Source organism: Sphingomonas sp. SL1004, assembly GCF_057815015.1.
Map to the genome: position 1 here is coordinate 805,933 of NZ_JBYMUX010000001.1, position 15,165 is coordinate 821,097.

The following is a 15,165-nucleotide window of genomic DNA, read 5'->3' on the forward strand; positions in this document are numbered from 1 at the left end:
AGATCATGGCCGAGACCAACAGGTTCGACGCGATCGTTATTGGTTCGGGCGTAAGCGGCGGTTTCGCTGCGAAGGAATTGACCGAAAAGGGCCTCCGGGTCCTGATGCTGGACCGCGGCAAGATGGTCGAGCACGGCGAGGGCTACACCTATGACGGCAAGCCCGCCTACGAAGTGCCGGCACGCAACATCATGCCCAAGCACTTGATCGACAGCGACTATTTTATTGCCACGCACGGTTACGTCGCGCCCAGCAACCGTGAATTCTACAACGACGACCGGCTGAATCCCTATGCCTATGACGAGGGCAGTAAATTCTACTGGATCCGGCCCGCGGCGGTCGGTGGCAAGTCGATCATCTGGGGACGGTGGTGCTTCCGCTGGAGCCCGGAAGATTTCGAGGCGAACAAGCGCGATGGGATCGATGGCGACTGGCCGATCCGCTATGACGACGTCGCGCCGTGGTACAGCTATGTCGAGAAGTACATCGGTGTATCCGGTTCGCGGGAGAACCTTGCCTACCTTCCCGACAGCGAGTTCCAGCCGCCGATGCCGATGAACGTCGCCGAGAAGTGGCTGAAACAGGGTCTCGAGACCAGGTTTCCCGGGCGAAAACTGATCAACACGCGGTTGTCGAACATGACCGAGGACAAGCCCGACCAGAACCGCACCAAATGCCAGTTCCGCAACCAGTGCAGCAACGGATGTTCGTTCGGTGCCTATTTCTCGACCCAGGCCGTCACCTTGCCGGCCGCGCGCGCGACCGGTCGCCTGACGCTCAAGTCGGACTCGGTCGTCACGAACCTAGTATACGACGCAGCGCGGAAAAAAGTGACCGGCGTTCGCTACATCGATGCAAAGACCGGCCAGGCGGAAACGGTGCAAGCCGATCTCGTCTTCCTCTGCGCCTCGGCGATCGCGTCCACGCAGATCATGCTGAACTCCCGCGCGCCGGGCAGCGACCGCAGCTATTTCGACGAGAGCGGCACGCTCGGCCGCTATGTAATGGACCACATCTTCCGCGTCGGGATCGAAGGCGACATCCCCGGCATGGAGGAGTTTATCGAATTCGGCCGTCGTCCGGGTGGCGTCTACATCCCGCGCTTCCGCAATATCGGCGGTGACGAGGGCGTCGGCTTCAAGCGCGGCTATGGCTATCAGGGCAGCGCCTATCGCAATCCCGCCGCGCCAGTCGGCTTCGGCGCATCGATGAAGCAAGGCATGCGCCAATACGCGCCATGGAAGTTCAGCATGGGGGCGTTCGGCGAATGCCTGCCCTATGCCGACAACAAAGTCTCGCTCCACCAGAACAAGGTGGATCGGTTCGGCGTCCCCCTGGTCCGCTTCGACGTCCGCTTTCGCGACAATGAATTGAAGATGATGACCGACGCCCGGGCTCAGGGCGAAGCGATGCTCAAGGGGGCAGGTCTCACGAACGTCAAGAGCACGGAAAAGGAGCACGTCCCCGGCGACGCGATTCATGAAATGGGTGGCGCGCGGATGGGTCGCGATCCGGCCAGGTCGGTACTCAACGAATGGAGTCAGGCGCACGCGGCGTCCAATCTCTACGTGACGGACGGCGCGCAGATGGCATCGATCTCGTGCGTGAACCCGTCGCTCACCTTCATGGCCCTGACGGCGCGCGCCGTGGATCACGCGGTGCGCCAGCTACCCGCTAGGCGCAACGCCTAGCGGGCCAGCGCGAAGGTTCCGGGCGGGCCCTGCGAAGGTTCCGAGCCGGATCGGCGCGAAGGTCTGCGCCTCACCGGGCGTGGGCCAGACGCTGGAAGGCGACGGCAAGGGCGTCTATCGAATAGGGTTTGCGGAGCAACTCGAATTCGCCTGCGCCTTCCCGCGACAGGATCTCGCTGTACCCGCTCGTCAGGATGATCGGCATATCGGGTCTGCCTCGCTGGATCTCGTGCGCCAGCTCGATGCCGTTCATGCCGGGCATCATGACGTCCGAAAAGACGACGTCGAAGGGCAGGCGATCCTGCGACAGGCGATCGAGCGCCTCGGCCGCGTTGCGCGCGAGAACCGTGTCGTGACCAAGGTCGCGCAGCGCCGCCATGGCGAAGTTACCGACCTCGGGATTGTCTTCCACGACCAGCACCCGGAGTGCCAGCGGGGCTTCGAATAGCGGCGACCGGAGGCCGGTTTCGAGTGCGGGCCGCGCATGCTCGCGCGGCAGGAAAAGCGTGAACGTCGCGCCTTTGCCGGGCTCGCTGGCGACAGCGACGTCGCCCCCCGACTGTTTGGCGAAACCGAATACCTGCGACAATCCGAGGCCGGTGCCGTGTCCAACGCCCTTTGATGTGAAGAACGGTTCGAAGATCCGTTCCAGGTTCTCCGGGGCGATGCCGCTGCCGGTGTCGGAGATCGCAACCGAAACCCAGTCGCCGGCGCGCGCGTCGTGGCCGCGCAAACGCGGTATCGTATCGCAGGTATCGACGGTGATGGTCAGGCGTCCCTGCTGCGCCATCGCATCGCGGGCGTTTACCGCCATGTTGACGATCGCCGTCTCGAACTGGCTGACATCCGCGTTGATATAGCAGGCGGCGGACGACAGCTTCAGGTCGACTTCGATCAGCGAACCGGCGAGCATCTCCATCATGTCGTTGAGCCCGCGGATGGTATCCCCGACATCGAACACCTGCGGCGTCAGCGACGAGCGGCGGGCGAAGGCGAGGAGCTGGCTGGTAAGCTTCGTCGCGCGATCCGCGGTCTGCGCAATGGCATCGGTATAGCGCTCCCGTCGGCTCTCGCTCAGGCCCGGCCGCCGCAGCAGTTCGGTCGACCCTCGAATGACGGTCAGCAGATTGTTGAAATCATGCGCGATTCCGCCGGTCAGCTGGCCGAGCGTTTCCATCTTCTGGGCCTGGCGCAGCGCCTCGTGCGCCCGGGTCAGCTCGTCGGTTCGTTCCATGACTCGGCGTTCCAGCGTATTGTTCACGTCCTGGACCGCCGAGAAGAGCCGGGCATTGTCGATCGCGATCGCGGCCTGGGCGGCGACGCCGGCGAGCAGGCGTTCGTGCCGCTCGCTGAAACGACCGGGCTCGGGATGACCGAACAGCAGCCCGCCCAGCACCTCGCCCGACCGCGACACCACCGGCGCGGCAAGATAGCTGCGGACCGGCAAGTGGCCGGGCGGCATCCCTGCGAACGGCGCGTTGCGTCCATAGCGCGGATCGACGAGGATATCGTCGGCGCGAAAGACGCCGACATTGCGGAACGTGGGCTCGAACACCGCGGTCGCGCGCGGGCGGCCTAGCGCTTCGAAATCGGCGCGATCGGCGCCCGACAGCGTGAACAGGTGCAGCCGCTCCCCGCTCTCGTCCATGAGGTTGTGGAAATACGCACCGAATTGCGCGCCGGTAAGCTTCACGCCGGCGTCGGTCACCATCTGCACGAGCGGCTCGAGGTCCAGTTCGGCTGCCAGCGCGGCGCCGGTTTGGTTCAGCGTCTCCAGCGTCTGCGTCTCGGCGATGAGGTTTCGCTCCATCGCAACCGTCTTGGTCACTTCGATGACCGTCGCGATCACACCGGCAGGCTGCCCGTCCATATCGAGCATGGGCGCGTAGTTCAGGTCGAAAAACACCTGTTCGGCGCGCCCCGCACGGTAGAGCGTCAGCTCCTGTCGGGAGAATGTGAGTGGCCGACCACCAAGGCAGGTGGCGAGTATATGGCGATTGAAATCGACCGCCTCGGGCCATGCGTCGGCAACCGGGCGGCCGAGCATCGCCGGGTGATACGCGCCGGCGATCTCGATATAATGCTGGTTGTAGAGCAGTATGCCGTCTGGACCCCAGAGCAGGGCCATCGGCATCGGCGATTGCAGGATCATGCCGACTGCGATCTGCAGATGCGGCGACCACGCCTCGATGGGCCCGATCGGCGATCCACTCCAGTCATGGCTCGCAACCAGTGGTCCCATGCGGTCGTCACCCCGGAGGAATCCTGGCAAGCCGTGCATCACTGGTACGCTCCATAAAATCGGGTAGGCAGAGGGGGTTGTCCGGTTCTTACCAACACGCGACGGCATGCTTAAGCCCATATCTTTATGCGCCACGGGATGCGTGCGGAACCGCGTATCGGCCGGGTAGCAGTAACCCACGTTGAGGAACGTCGCTTTTGCGTGCCCACAACCCGCAAGCTTGCCGCGCTCCGTGGGAAGCGAACGCGAGGCGGTTGCCAGGCCGGGCAGGGATCGTCGTGCCGTGCCCGGTGGGATTTGCGGGGCGCGGCGTCGCTCTGATTCCGATCGGTCTGCTTTTCGCGCCAGGTTTCGTAAGTGCCGGCCAAACCCCGGGTCAGACCTCGATTTTCGGCTGGGCTTGCCGGTGCTTGGGTGATTTTTGCTCGTCCCATCGCACCGCCCGCCGCCCGTTGCGTCCGGTCATGACCCGCCGATGGGGACGCCTTGCCAGTGGGTCAACGTCAGGCGGACGCTGGTGGGCGGATGGGATGCGGCATCGTCACGCGGGTCGTCGCGATCGCGCCGAGGATCATCAGCGCGCCGCCGAGATACAGGATGTTGCGCGGTTCGCCGCCGAGGAGCGAATGGTAGAACAACGGCACGGTGAGGCTCTCGATGATCATCGGGATGACGATGAACATGTTGAAGATGCCCATGTAGACGCCGTTGCGCTCGGGCGGGATCATGTCGATCAGCATGATGTACGGATTGCCCATCATGCTCGCCCAGCCAATGCCGATGCCCAGCATCGCCACGAACAATGCCGCCTCGGTGCGCAGGCCGGGGATCGCCAGCATCGCCACGCCCGATGCGAGCAGGCAGGCGGCATGCGCGCTCTTGGCGCCCCAGCGTCGGGCTAGCGGGACCAGCGCGATCGCCGCGATGAACGCGACCGCGTTGTAGAACGCGCCGAGCTGGCCGACGGTGAGCACGGTATCGCGGAACGCTTCGCTCTTGGCATCCGACGTGCCGTGCAGCGACCGTGCGACCGCGAAGGTGATGAACTGCCAATAGGCGAACATCGCATACCATTGGCACAGCATCGCCAGCGCGAGCTGCCGCATCGGCCGCGGCATCTCGACCAGCGCAGTCCTAAGGTCGCTCAGCGTACCGCCGAGCGTCAGCGGCTCCTTCGCCAGCCGCGCCTTTTCCTCCTCAGGCAGCGGCAGTTCGGGGACGCGGACGACCGACCAGACGATCGTCGCGAGCGACAGCACCGCACCGATCAGGAACGCGATCCGCGTGATGTCGGGAATGCCGTTGCCATCCACGGCGTCCTTGTTGAAGCCGATCCATACCAGCAGCGACGGTGCCAGATAGGACAGCGTCTGCGCGAGGCCGGTGAACGCGGATTGCGTCAGGAACCCGGCGGCCCGCTGGTCGTCGGGCAGGCGATCACCGACATAGGCGCGGTACGGCTCCATCGTCACGTTGTTGGCCGCATCGAGCACCCACAATAGGCTGGCCGCGACCCACAGAGTCGGGCTGTACGGCATCGCCAGCAGGCACAGGCTGCACAGGATCGCGCCGACCAGGAAATAGGGCGTGCGCCGGCCGATCCGGGTCGAGGTCCGGTCGCTCATCGCGCCGATCAGCGGCTGGATCAGCAGGCCGGTCATTGGCCCGGCGAGCCACAGCAGCGGCAGGCTCGCCTCGTCGGCGCCGAGATAGCCGTAGATCGGCGCCATGTTGGCCTGTTGAAGACCGAACGAGAATTGCAGCCCGAGGAAGCCGAGGTTCATCTCGATCAACCGCATCAGCGACAGGCGGGGCTTGGTGAGGTGGCCGAGGTTCATCAAAATGCCCCTTGTTCGAGCCCGCGAGGCGTGGACCGGTCGATCCTCCCCCGCCAGGGGGAGGTGGCTGGCACTTGCCAGACGGAGGGGGAGGAAAGAGCAACCGCCGTTGCGTGTCCTCCCCCTCCGTCACCTTCGGCGACACCTCCCCCTTGCGGGGGAGGATTGCGAAAGTGCAAGTTCATGCTGTGGGGCCTGCCCAAATGACGCCCCAGGGTTCGACGGCGAGGGTGGCACCGCACGGCTGTTCGGACAACCGATCCTGCCAGCTCGCCAACCCTTCGATCGAGACGGGCTTGTCGGAGAAGTTGAGGAAGACGCGGTCGCTACCACAGCCGATCCCGAGCAACGCAGCCGAGCCCGTCGCTATCGTCACCGGCGAACCCGCGCCACCGCTTGCTATACGTGCCGCGCGCAGGGCTTCCAGGTCGCCGCTGATCCGTCGTGCGGCGGGGCCGTCGAGCGCCGTCCAATCCATCTCGGGCCGGTGCAGCCAGCGACCTTCATGCGCGCGCTCCAGATCGCCCAGATAACTCGTGTCGTTCAACAGCCCAGCCTCGTCGCCCATATACGTCGTCGCCAGCCCACCACTCGCGATCGACAGCGCATTGAGCAATGCGATCCGCCGAAACGCCATCTCGCGGGCCTCGTCGTCCACCGCCGCTTCGAGCCCGGCGAGCGACGCCATCGTCCCGTTCGAGCCGTGCAGCACCGAGCCGTCCGACTGGAACGGCGCCCCGCGCGCCCAGCTGCCATCGCCGCCTTCAAGGAACCGCGCCGCTACCTTCAGCCGCGCGACGGGATCAGGATCGATCCCGGCGAGATCACCGATCACCGCGCCCCAGCCGATATCGTCGTGGCATCGCGCGTAACTCAGCCAGTTCGCACCGCGCGGCAGGCCACCGCTCGCCTCGACGATCGCGTGGGGGAGGGTGGCGGACTGTTCGGCCAGCGCAACCCAGCCTGCGACCATCAGCGAATTGTTATAGACCAGATGGCATTCGGGCTCGAACCCGCCATCCCAGTCAGTGCCTTCATCCGCGCCGAAATACGGCGGTACGAGCGCGGTCGGGACGATCGCTTCCGCTTTCAGCAACGTCGCCGGCGCGACGATGTCGAGCGCCGCGCGCAAGGCACGGACGATGAAATGCGCCTCCGGACGGTTGCGGCAATCGGTGCCGATCTGCTTCCAAAGGAACGCGATCGAATCGAGCCGGAACGCCTCGAAGCCGTGGTTCGCCAGCCGCAGCATCGTATCGACGATCGCCAGCATGACCTCGGGATTCGACCAGTTCAGGTCCCATTGGAACGGATAGAAGGTCGTCCAGACCTGCCCGCCCATTGCCGGCACGGACGTGAAATTTCCCGGCGCCGTGGTCGGGAATACTTCAGGCAGTGCCGCCTCGTACGCTTGAGCCTCGTCCTCGCTCAGCACATGATAGAACGCGCGGAAATGCGGATCGCCAGCGAGTGCCGCCTTAGCCCAGGCATGATCGTCCGCGGTGTGGTTGAGCGCGAGATCGACGCACAGGCTGATCCGCCCTTCGCGCAACCGGGCCGCAAGCCGCTCGACGTCGGCCATCGTTCCCAGCCGCGGCTCGATCGCCAGATAGTCCGCGACCGCGAACCCGCCATCGCTGTCGCCCTCGCGCGCCTTCAGCAACGCGAGCAGATGCAGATAGCGGACCCCGAGCGATTCAAGATGATCGACCTTGCCGATCAACCCCTCGACCGTGCCGGCGAACCGGTCGACATAGGTCGAATAGCCCAGCATGTCGGGTGCGACGAACCAGTCGGGATCGGCCAGCCGCGCCTCGTCGAGCGCGACCATCGCCGCCGGCCGTTCGCTCGCCCGGTCGCGGAGGATCGTCTCCATCCGCGGCCAGAGCGCCGCCAGCCGATCGCTGCCGTACAGCCGTTCGAGCTGGCGTTTAAGCCGGGGGGCGAGCGCGTCGAGACGGCGTTCGGTCGAGGATAAGGTCACGCTCACCCGCCCGATCAGAAGCCGACGCGGACTGCGGCGGAGATCGTCCGGCCGGTGATCGAGCGCGCCCGGACGATGCCGTTGGTCGGGATCGCGCCTTCCTCGGCCTCGGTGATGCCCTTCACGTCGAACAAATTGTTGCCGTTGACCGACAGCGTCACGTTCTCCGCGGGGCGTACCGAGACGAACGCGTTGACCTGCGTATAGCCGGGCATCTTGAGGACGTTATTGTCCTGCGCGAAGCTGTCGGTGGTGCCGATCACGTTCGCGCCGACGGTCAGCCGGCCGACATCGACCTGCGGGGTCGCCTGGAAGATGAATTTGGCCTGGCGACGCGGGCGATTGCCCTCGACCGCGGGGTTGAGCACGTCCTTGGTGATCTCGGCATCGGTGTAAGTGCCGCCCGCCGACAGCGAGAACGGCCCGCGTGCGATCCGGCCTTCGAGCTCGACGCCCTTCGCCTCATATTCACGGTTGAAGAAACGCTGCGTCGTCGCCTCGAAATTCTGCTCCTCGGTGCGCGCCCAGAAGCCGGTGGCGTAGAGCGAGAGGCCGTTCTGGCGGAACTTGAAGCCACCTTCGAGCTGGCGGACGAAATCGACCGCGGCGCTCTCGTCGGTTAGGCCGCCCGTCGTCGTGTTGATCGACGGGCCGAACAACAGGCGATCGGCGTTGGCGCGACCGCCGCGGCTGTAGCGGGCGAACACCGCCGTGCTGTCGGTCAGGCGATAGTTCGCGCCGCCCGAATAGGACAGGTAATCATAATTATAGTTGAGCGGCGACCGGACGTTCGGGATCACCGCGACCAGGCGCTCCGCGGCCGAGATCACGCCGTCGCCGTTGATGTCGAAGGTCGTGATGCCGCTGCCAAAGCCCGCACCCAGATCGGCGCCGGCGACGCTGCCGCGGGCCCGACCGAAATCGTAGCGCAGCGAGCCGTCGATGTTGAAGCGGCCGATCTCGAGCCCGAGCTGCGCGAACGGTGCGTAGGTCGTGTAGTCGAGATCGTACGACCGGCGGCAGCAATTGCCGAAGCCGCTCGCCGAATAGCCGGGGACGCCGTTCTGCGTGACCGGCACGCCCGCCGCGGTTCGGATGTCTACGAGTTCCGAACGGCCGTCATCGGCGACGGTCTGGACGAACGAGTTCCACAGCCAGTCGGTCTTGATGTCCTGACGCGAGGCGTAGAAGCCGCCCGTGACCGACAGCGACCCACCGGCGAACGGCAGCGAGCCGTTGAGGCGGATGTCGTTGGTGATGTTGTTGAGGCTCTTCAGGTCGACGTCGAACAGCACGACGTTCGCCAGCAGGCCATTGCCGTTGAGCGACGCCGGGTTGGTGATCCGCTGGCCGTTCTGCGAACCACTGGCGTAGAACAGCTGCGCACCCGCGCCGCCGAGGCCGTTGGCGATCGTCTGCGCGGAATCCACGGCGGATGGGAAGGGCGAGGTGAAGCCGCCCGAGATGTCCGAATAGCGGAAGCGCTCGACGATGTTCCAGCCGTCCGTGACCGGGATCTGCGTCTCGAGCCCTGCCGAATAGACCACCGGATGCTGGCCGTCGCGGATCGAGCGTGTGACGAGCTTGTTGTCGCCGTCGAGCGTCTGCACGGTGCGGATGTTCCCGCTGTGCAGCGTGCCGTTGTTGATCGAGAAATTGGTGATGTTGCTGTAGGTCGGGTCGCTGTTCGTGCCGCTCACCTGCACCGGGTTCGGCAGATAGCCGATCGCGCGGTCGTCGAGATACTTGCCGTAGAGCCGGACATAGCCGCCGTCGCCGAACGACTTGGTGATGTTCGCCTTGAACTGGCCGCCCTTCACGCCGTCATAGCCGACCTGCCGCTGGCCGTCGCCGATCCGGTAGAAGCCGCCGAAATGATAGGTCAGCGTGTCGGACAGCTTGCCGCCCTGATCGAAATCGACGCGGAATTCGCGGTAGTCGAGCCCGCTGGTCAGCTGGAACGCGCCGCCTTCCTGCTCACCGGTCTTCGAGATGAAGTTGATGACACCGCCGGGCGAGTTCGACGCGAAGGTCGAGGCCGATCCGCCGCGGACCGACTCGATCGTCCGCACGTTGAAATCGGCGCGCAGGAAGATGTCGGCATTGCCGAACGTGATGTCGCCGAATTCCAGGATCGGCAGGCCGTCTTCCTGCAACTGGAGGAACTTCGAGCCGCCCGATGCGACCGGCAGGCCGCGGACCGAGATGTTCGCGTTGCCGTCGCCGCCCGATGCCTCGACGCGGATGCCGGGGAGGTTGCGGAGGAGTTCGCCCGAGGTGCGCGGTGCGAGCTGGACCAGCGTGTCCGAGTTGATCGAGCTGGTCGTGATCGAGGTGTTGAGCTTGTTCGTACCCCGCGCAACCGCGGTCACGACGATATCGTCCTGCGGCGCGTCTGCGGCAGGTGCCGAGGCTGCATCCGTCTGCGGATCGGCGGTCTGCGCCGACGCCCCCGTTGCGAACGATGCGGCGAGCGAAGCGGCGGCGATGCCAGCCAGCAAAACGTGACGAGTGTTCATGCGATCCTCCCTGCAGGGTGGCTTTCTGCGAAGCCCAGAATCGCCTCCTACGCTTTTCGCAATCGATTGCAATAACCTTCCGCAATCGATTGCGAAATTCAGGCGGACTGTCGTGCGACCAGGCTCGGCGGCACGATCGCGGACTCCGCAGGCTCGCCCGCGATGCGCTTGAGCAGGCGGTCGACCATAAGACCGGCACCGATCGCCAGATCCTGCCGGATCGTGGTCAGCGACGGCGATGTATGCGCCGCCAGCGTCACGTCGTCATACCCGACGACGGCGGTGGTCCCCGGAACGTCGATGCCGGCCTCCGCCAGCGCGCGCAGGACGCTCATCGCCGCGACGTCCGATGCCGCGAAGATCGCGTCCGGCGCGGGACCTCGCCCGAGCCGTTCGGCGACCGCCGCATGGACGATTTCCGGCATCATCGGCGTCGCGAGCACTTCGCAAGCAAGTCCCCATTCGCCGGCGGCCGCGGCAAATCCGGCCAGTCGGTCCGCGAATTCCGGCGGGGCAGGGTCGCCCACGAACATCAAGCGTTTGCGCCCCCTTGCGATCAAATGCTCGGCCGCCATCCGACCACCCGCGACATTGTCCGATCCGATCGTCAGATGATGCTGGTCCGGGCGATGCGCCCCCCACACCACCAGCGGCCGATAGCGCTGCGCGACGCGTTCGATCACTGCGAACTGGTCCGACTGGCCGACCAGCAGCAGCCCGTCGATCCGCCCGCTGTCGACCACTCGTTCCAGCCAGTCGTCGGCATCGGGAATGACCCGCGACAACAGGATGTCATAGCCCCGCTCGACCAGCAGGTCGGCCAGAAACCCGAGCAGCGTCAGGAAGAAAGGATCCGTCAAATGCTGCGTTTTCGCGTGGCCGAGCGGTAGCACCAGCCCGATCGCGCCCGTGCTCTTCAACCGCAGGTTGCGCGCGAGTTGGTTCGGCCGCACGTCATGTTCGACCGCGAGGGCGCGAATGCGGTCCCGCGTTCGCGCATTGACGGAGGAATGCCCGGCCAGCGCGCGCGATACCGTGGCCGTCGAAACGCCTGCGAGTACCGCCAGATCGGCAAGTTTCATTCTTCGAGTGATCCTAGCGGAAGATACGATGGCGATTGTCGTACAATGCGCCGTGGCCCGCTACAATTGTGCGGGCAAGTTATGCGGCGCGCGCACCCGCGGGGCATCCTTCATCATTGCGCCGATCGCTTCGGCGCGTTCGGTGCGCCTCCAGGCCGAAATGCTCTGGTTCGGCCCTCGGCATGTACGGATCGCCGTCGATGCCGATCTGCTCGCAGCCATCGTCCGACAGGTCGATAAAACCCTGGTTGACGCGCGCACGGGGCGTCGTCGCACAGCTTGCAGCGTATGAGTGTCGATGATCTCGGTCCGCTGGTCTCCGGCTGACGGTGTCCGATCCGGCCGGAGATATCGCGGTGGGGGCTGGAGGTGTAGGCCGCTCCCATGGCACATCGCGGGCGCGCCGTCGCTCGCGGCACAGCAAAGGGTGTAATCGTGCGCAATATCGATTTCAGTTCATGGCAAAGCGTGTTCGCGACGCTATTCGGGTTGGTGCTCGTGACTCTTCTCGGGGTCGGCATCCGGCTGCTGACGATGATGGTGTTCCAGCAGCGCCGCGAGCGCATGAACCGTCAGATCAACGAGCGCCTGCGCACGCTGATCGCCGCGTACAAGACGCTGGGTGGATCCTTTACCGGCGATCTGACCGTCGACCCGGCGCACAAGCGCGACCTGCGCCGCCGTGCGCCGGCGGGTCCGGCGACCGAACCGATGGCCGCGCTGGATCTCAGCGCAGAGACCGCGTCGAGATCCGATCGTACCCGCCGGATCCGTGATGCCGTCGAGGCCGCATTGTCCGATATCATCCTGCTCGGCACCGAGGAGCATGTCCGCCTGGCCGACCGCGCGGTGAAGGAACTGGTCGCCGGCCATCCGGTCCATACCCACGAACTGGTCGTGTCGTTGCGCGCGTTCGTTCGCGATGCGCTCGACCTCGATCCGATCCCGAAGGACCTGGTGATCGCCCTGCAGGGCCCCGCCCGCCCAGGAGGCGGCGCAAAGGGATCCGCCGGGCGGGATGATGGCGGCAAGTCGGGCGGTGGCGGCGGTGGAAGCGGTGGTGGCGGTGGCGGTGGCGGTGGCGGCATGACGAGCATCGAGACCAGCGACGACCCCCATCATCCGCTGCGATGAGCCGGAACCTGTTCCGCGATTATCTGCTTCACGCCAAGAACGTCAGCATCGACGATGCGGTCAGCATCATCGGATCGAGCAACGTCGATCTCCGCTCGTTCCAGTCGAACGAGGAAGTCGGTTTGTCGCTGCATGATCGCAGCAGCATCGCGGTGCTGACCGCGGTGCTGGCCAGCTATCTGGCGAACAGCGATACGCTGGAACGAAACGCCGGTGCTGGATCCGCAAGTTCAGCGAGAATATCGCGCGCATGGTGAGCCCGCGTCTCTGACCCGGCCGCGTGCCCGCGTTGGTCAGCGGTGCAATAAGATTGGCGTCGGAAGGGCGGTGACGGTAACCGCGCGGGAATGTGTTTGCCGGCTCCGTCCATCCTGATCGTGCTCCATGATTTTGCGCTGGGCGGTACCGAGCGCGTTGCCGTTCGCCTCGCGATGGCATGGGCACACAGCGGCGCGGCGGTGACGATCTTCGCCGGCGCCGACACCGGTCCCTTGCGCGCACTGGCGGGACCGGACGTGGCGGTCGTCGTTGCCGATCCTCCTGTTCCCAGGGGGCGGGGATCGCGCCGGCGTCTTGCGCAGGCGACGCGGAGGTTCGTCGCGCACCGTCGGTTCGATGGGATCTTCCTACCCGGAAATTTTCACTGGCCGGTCGCTGCAGCCTTGGGCGGAAGTGGCGTCCCCGTCATCGCGCAGGTCAGCGCGGCGTTGGACAAGCCGCAGCGTGGTCGGGTCCGGCAATGGGCGTTCGAGCGGCGAATGCGGCGGCTGTTACGGCGCGTGGATGCGGTCGTCGCGCTGTCGGACGTCGCGCGGGATCAGGCGAACCGGATTTTGCGCCGCAAGGTCGCGACGACGATCGCCCTGCCTGCGCTCGGCGACGACCTGGCGCCGCCGACGGCGATCCCCGCTACGCAGCCGCCCATCGTCCTGGCGGCGGGGCGGTTGGTGCCCGAAAAGGGCTTTTCACGGTTGATCGAGGCGGTTGCTACGCTGCCGGGAGATACAGCCCGGCTCGTGATCGTCGGAGACGGACCGGAGGCCAGTGCGCTCCGCCGGCAAAGCGCGGCGCTGGGGATTGCCGACCGCGTCGTGTTCACCGGCTATGTCGCGGATATCCGTCCGTGGCTCGACGCCGCGCGGCTGTTCGTGCTGGCGTCGGATTTCGAAGGGTACCCGGCGGTCGTCGTCGAGGCACTCGCGGCGGGGCGGTCGGTGGTCGCGACCGATTGCACGCCGGCGACGCGGTTGCTGGCGGCTCCGGGGGCCGGGATGATCGTACCGCTCGGCGACGGCGCGGCACTGGCGCAGGGGATCGCGGCGATGCTGGCCCAGACACCGCCGGACCCCGTGTCGCTGGCGGCGCTGGTCGCGCATCACCGGATCGGTGATGTCGCGTATGCGCTATCAGTCGGGATTCCGGACCGGCGGAATTACGGTCGCGCCGGGGGTCGGACGGGTTGCCGATCTGGTGCCCGACACGATCCATGTCGCCGAGATCGGTATCCGCAAGGAACGCGGAGGGCCGACCGGTCTCGCCGGATCGCTGGGCGCATCGCTGGCGGACTGGCGCCATATTCAGGCGGATCTCGTCGATCGCACCGGGTTTCCGTTCACCACCAACCTCGGCAACAGCCGGATTCGAGGGCTGGAGGGAAGCATGAACTGGGTGCCGCTGATCGGCTTGCGGATCGAGACGGCGATGTTCCTGAACGACACACGGGTGACCGACCCCGATCCCACGCTGCGCCGCCAGGTGGGCGCACGGCTGCCGAACACACCACCGTTCGCAGTGTCCGGTAGCATCGGTTACGATTGGTCGGTGCGCGCCGATGCCAGCGCCAGCGTTGACGCCGGCTGGCGTTACGTCGGCCGGTCGACGGTCGGGACGCAGGTACCATTGGACGTATCCCAGGGCGAATACGGAACCGCGCATCTCGGCGGGGCGTGGACGCAGGGCGGGATCCGATTGACCGCGACACTCGACAATGTGTTCGACGTAAAGGGGGACCGCTTCGCGGGCGGCAATCCGTTCGCACTCGCAGCCCGTAACGAATATACGCCGCTGCGACCGCGCACGCTCAGGATCGGGGGATCGCTCGCGTGGTAGCGCGCTAGTCGATCGGCTTCAGCGAGCCGCCCTGGAGATAGGTGAGCGTGACGGGAACGACGGTCGTGCCGGAACCGACACGGACCTGGACGATCTTCGGATCGGGCTTGCGCGAGAACAGCATGTCGAACAGCGTGACGTGCGGGTTGCCCGACGCGCCACCGCCGTCGCTACGATCGGTCTTGCCGTTCGCGTTGCTGTCGTGTCGGACGTCGACAGCATAGACGCCCGGTCGCTCGACGGGCATGCAGATCGCGACGGGTCCTGCGCGCGGCACAGGTATTTCGGTCCGCAGCAAAGCCTTCTTCTTGTCGAAATACGTCGATGTCGCGCCGCCGAACACGCGCACGCGGACGGTTCCCGCACGGGACTTGAACCCTCCGACGTCCACCAGAATGGCCGAATGCCCGCCGCCGGGCATGCATTTCGCCGCATCGGGGCCGAGCGGCCTCACAGCGGGGGTAGGCGCAATCAACAACGCCGCAATGAATAGTCCAGTCATAGGCCGTGAGCCTATGCGCGCTTCGATCTCGTATGCAAGGCAGACTCGGGTGGAACGTGGCGTC

The 15,165-nt window shown here is 65.8% G+C and carries 11 protein-coding genes and 1 pseudogene; 6 read left to right on the top strand and 6 right to left on the bottom strand.

Going from position 1 to position 15,165, the window contains the following annotated elements:
• The first annotated feature begins 5 nt into the window (after positions 1 to 5).
• Entirely contained in the window at positions 6 to 1,691 is a 1,686-nt protein-coding gene (locus AC3D24_RS03670; RefSeq protein WP_489028288.1) for a GMC oxidoreductase, read from the top strand.
• Between the two features lie 70 nt (positions 1,692 to 1,761).
• Here AC3D24_RS03670 and AC3D24_RS03675 read toward each other — a convergent pair whose 3' ends face one another.
• The 5 genes from AC3D24_RS03675 to AC3D24_RS03695 all read right to left on the bottom strand — a co-directional run bounded on the left by AC3D24_RS03675 (position 1,762) and on the right by AC3D24_RS03695 (position 11,356).
• Positions 1,762 to 3,963, bottom strand: coding sequence for an ATP-binding protein (locus AC3D24_RS03675; protein ID WP_489028290.1), 2,202 nt, complete (start codon positions 3,961 to 3,963; stop codon positions 1,762 to 1,764).
• 473 nt (positions 3,964 to 4,436) lie between these two features.
• Positions 4,437 to 5,771 carry an MFS transporter gene (locus tag AC3D24_RS03680; protein WP_489028292.1) on the bottom strand — a complete coding sequence of 445 codons (1,335 nt, stop codon included), beginning with the start codon at positions 5,769 to 5,771 and terminating at the stop codon, positions 4,437 to 4,439.
• A gap of 181 nt (positions 5,772 to 5,952) precedes the next feature.
• Entirely contained in the window at positions 5,953 to 7,755 is a 1,803-nt protein-coding gene (locus AC3D24_RS03685; RefSeq protein ID WP_489028294.1) for an alpha-amylase family glycosyl hydrolase, read from the bottom strand.
• 14 nt (positions 7,756 to 7,769) lie between these two features.
• Positions 7,770 to 10,274 (bottom strand): TonB-dependent receptor domain-containing protein, encoded by a 2,505-nt coding sequence (locus AC3D24_RS03690; protein WP_489028296.1) that lies wholly within the window; start codon positions 10,272 to 10,274, stop codon positions 7,770 to 7,772.
• Positions 10,275 to 10,372: 98 nt separating this feature from the next.
• Entirely contained in the window at positions 10,373 to 11,356 is a 984-nt protein-coding gene (locus AC3D24_RS03695) for a LacI family DNA-binding transcriptional regulator (RefSeq protein ID WP_489028298.1), read from the bottom strand.
• Positions 11,357 to 11,384: 28 nt separating this feature from the next.
• Here AC3D24_RS03695 and AC3D24_RS03700 point away from each other — a divergent pair, with 28 nt between their 5' ends.
• From AC3D24_RS03700 to AC3D24_RS03720, 5 genes and pseudogenes are all read left to right on the top strand, one after another.
• Entirely contained in the window at positions 11,385 to 11,648 is a 264-nt protein-coding gene (locus tag AC3D24_RS03700) for a hypothetical protein (protein ID WP_489028300.1), read from the top strand.
• A 143-nt stretch (positions 11,649 to 11,791) separates the two neighbouring features.
• Positions 11,792 to 12,490 carry a hypothetical protein gene (locus tag AC3D24_RS03705; protein ID WP_489028302.1) on the top strand — a complete coding sequence of 233 codons (699 nt, stop codon included), beginning with the start codon at positions 11,792 to 11,794 and terminating at the stop codon, positions 12,488 to 12,490.
• A complete protein-coding gene (locus AC3D24_RS03710; RefSeq protein ID WP_489028304.1) occupies positions 12,487 to 12,747 on the top strand; it encodes a phospholipase D-like domain-containing protein in 261 nt (86 codons plus the stop codon). The genes AC3D24_RS03705 and AC3D24_RS03710 overlap by 4 nt, the downstream gene beginning before the upstream one ends.
• A 90-nt stretch (positions 12,748 to 12,837) precedes the next feature.
• Positions 12,838 to 13,812 (top strand): annotated as a pseudogene (locus tag AC3D24_RS03715) (glycosyltransferase); the annotation flags it as partial.
• A 76-nt stretch (positions 13,813 to 13,888) separates the two neighbouring features.
• The gene (locus AC3D24_RS03720) at positions 13,889 to 14,599 is read left to right on the top strand and encodes a TonB-dependent receptor domain-containing protein (RefSeq protein WP_489028306.1); all 711 of its coding nucleotides are present in this window, start codon (positions 13,889 to 13,891) and stop codon (positions 14,597 to 14,599) included.
• Between the two features lie 4 nt (positions 14,600 to 14,603).
• Here AC3D24_RS03720 and AC3D24_RS03725 read toward each other — a convergent pair whose 3' ends face one another.
• Positions 14,604 to 15,101, bottom strand: a complete 498-nt coding sequence (locus AC3D24_RS03725) for a DUF2141 domain-containing protein (protein ID WP_489028308.1) — start codon at positions 15,099 to 15,101, stop codon at positions 14,604 to 14,606.
• Between the last annotated feature and the right edge of the window lie 64 nt (positions 15,102 to 15,165).

Bases quoted from the DNA above. Each gene is read 5' to 3' on its own strand.
- AC3D24_RS03695 (WP_489028298.1), bottom strand. From the start codon at position 11,356: ATGAAACTTGCCGATCTGGCGGTACTCGCAGGCGTTTCGACGGCCACG.
- AC3D24_RS03720 (WP_489028306.1), top strand. From the start codon at position 13,889: ATGCGCTATCAGTCGGGATTCCGGACCGGCGGAATTACGGTCGCGCCG.
- AC3D24_RS03725 (WP_489028308.1), bottom strand. From the start codon at position 15,101: ATGACTGGACTATTCATTGCGGCGTTGTTGATTGCGCCTACCCCCGCT.
- AC3D24_RS03670 (WP_489028288.1), top strand. From the start codon at position 6: ATGGCCGAGACCAACAGGTTCGACGCGATCGTTATTGGTTCGGGCGTA.
- AC3D24_RS03700 (WP_489028300.1), top strand. From the start codon at position 11,385: ATGGCGATTGTCGTACAATGCGCCGTGGCCCGCTACAATTGTGCGGGC.
- AC3D24_RS03680 (WP_489028292.1), bottom strand. From the start codon at position 5,771: ATGAACCTCGGCCACCTCACCAAGCCCCGCCTGTCGCTGATGCGGTTG.
- AC3D24_RS03690 (WP_489028296.1), bottom strand. From the start codon at position 10,274: ATGAACACTCGTCACGTTTTGCTGGCTGGCATCGCCGCCGCTTCGCTC.
- AC3D24_RS03710 (WP_489028304.1), top strand. From the start codon at position 12,487: ATGAGCCGGAACCTGTTCCGCGATTATCTGCTTCACGCCAAGAACGTC.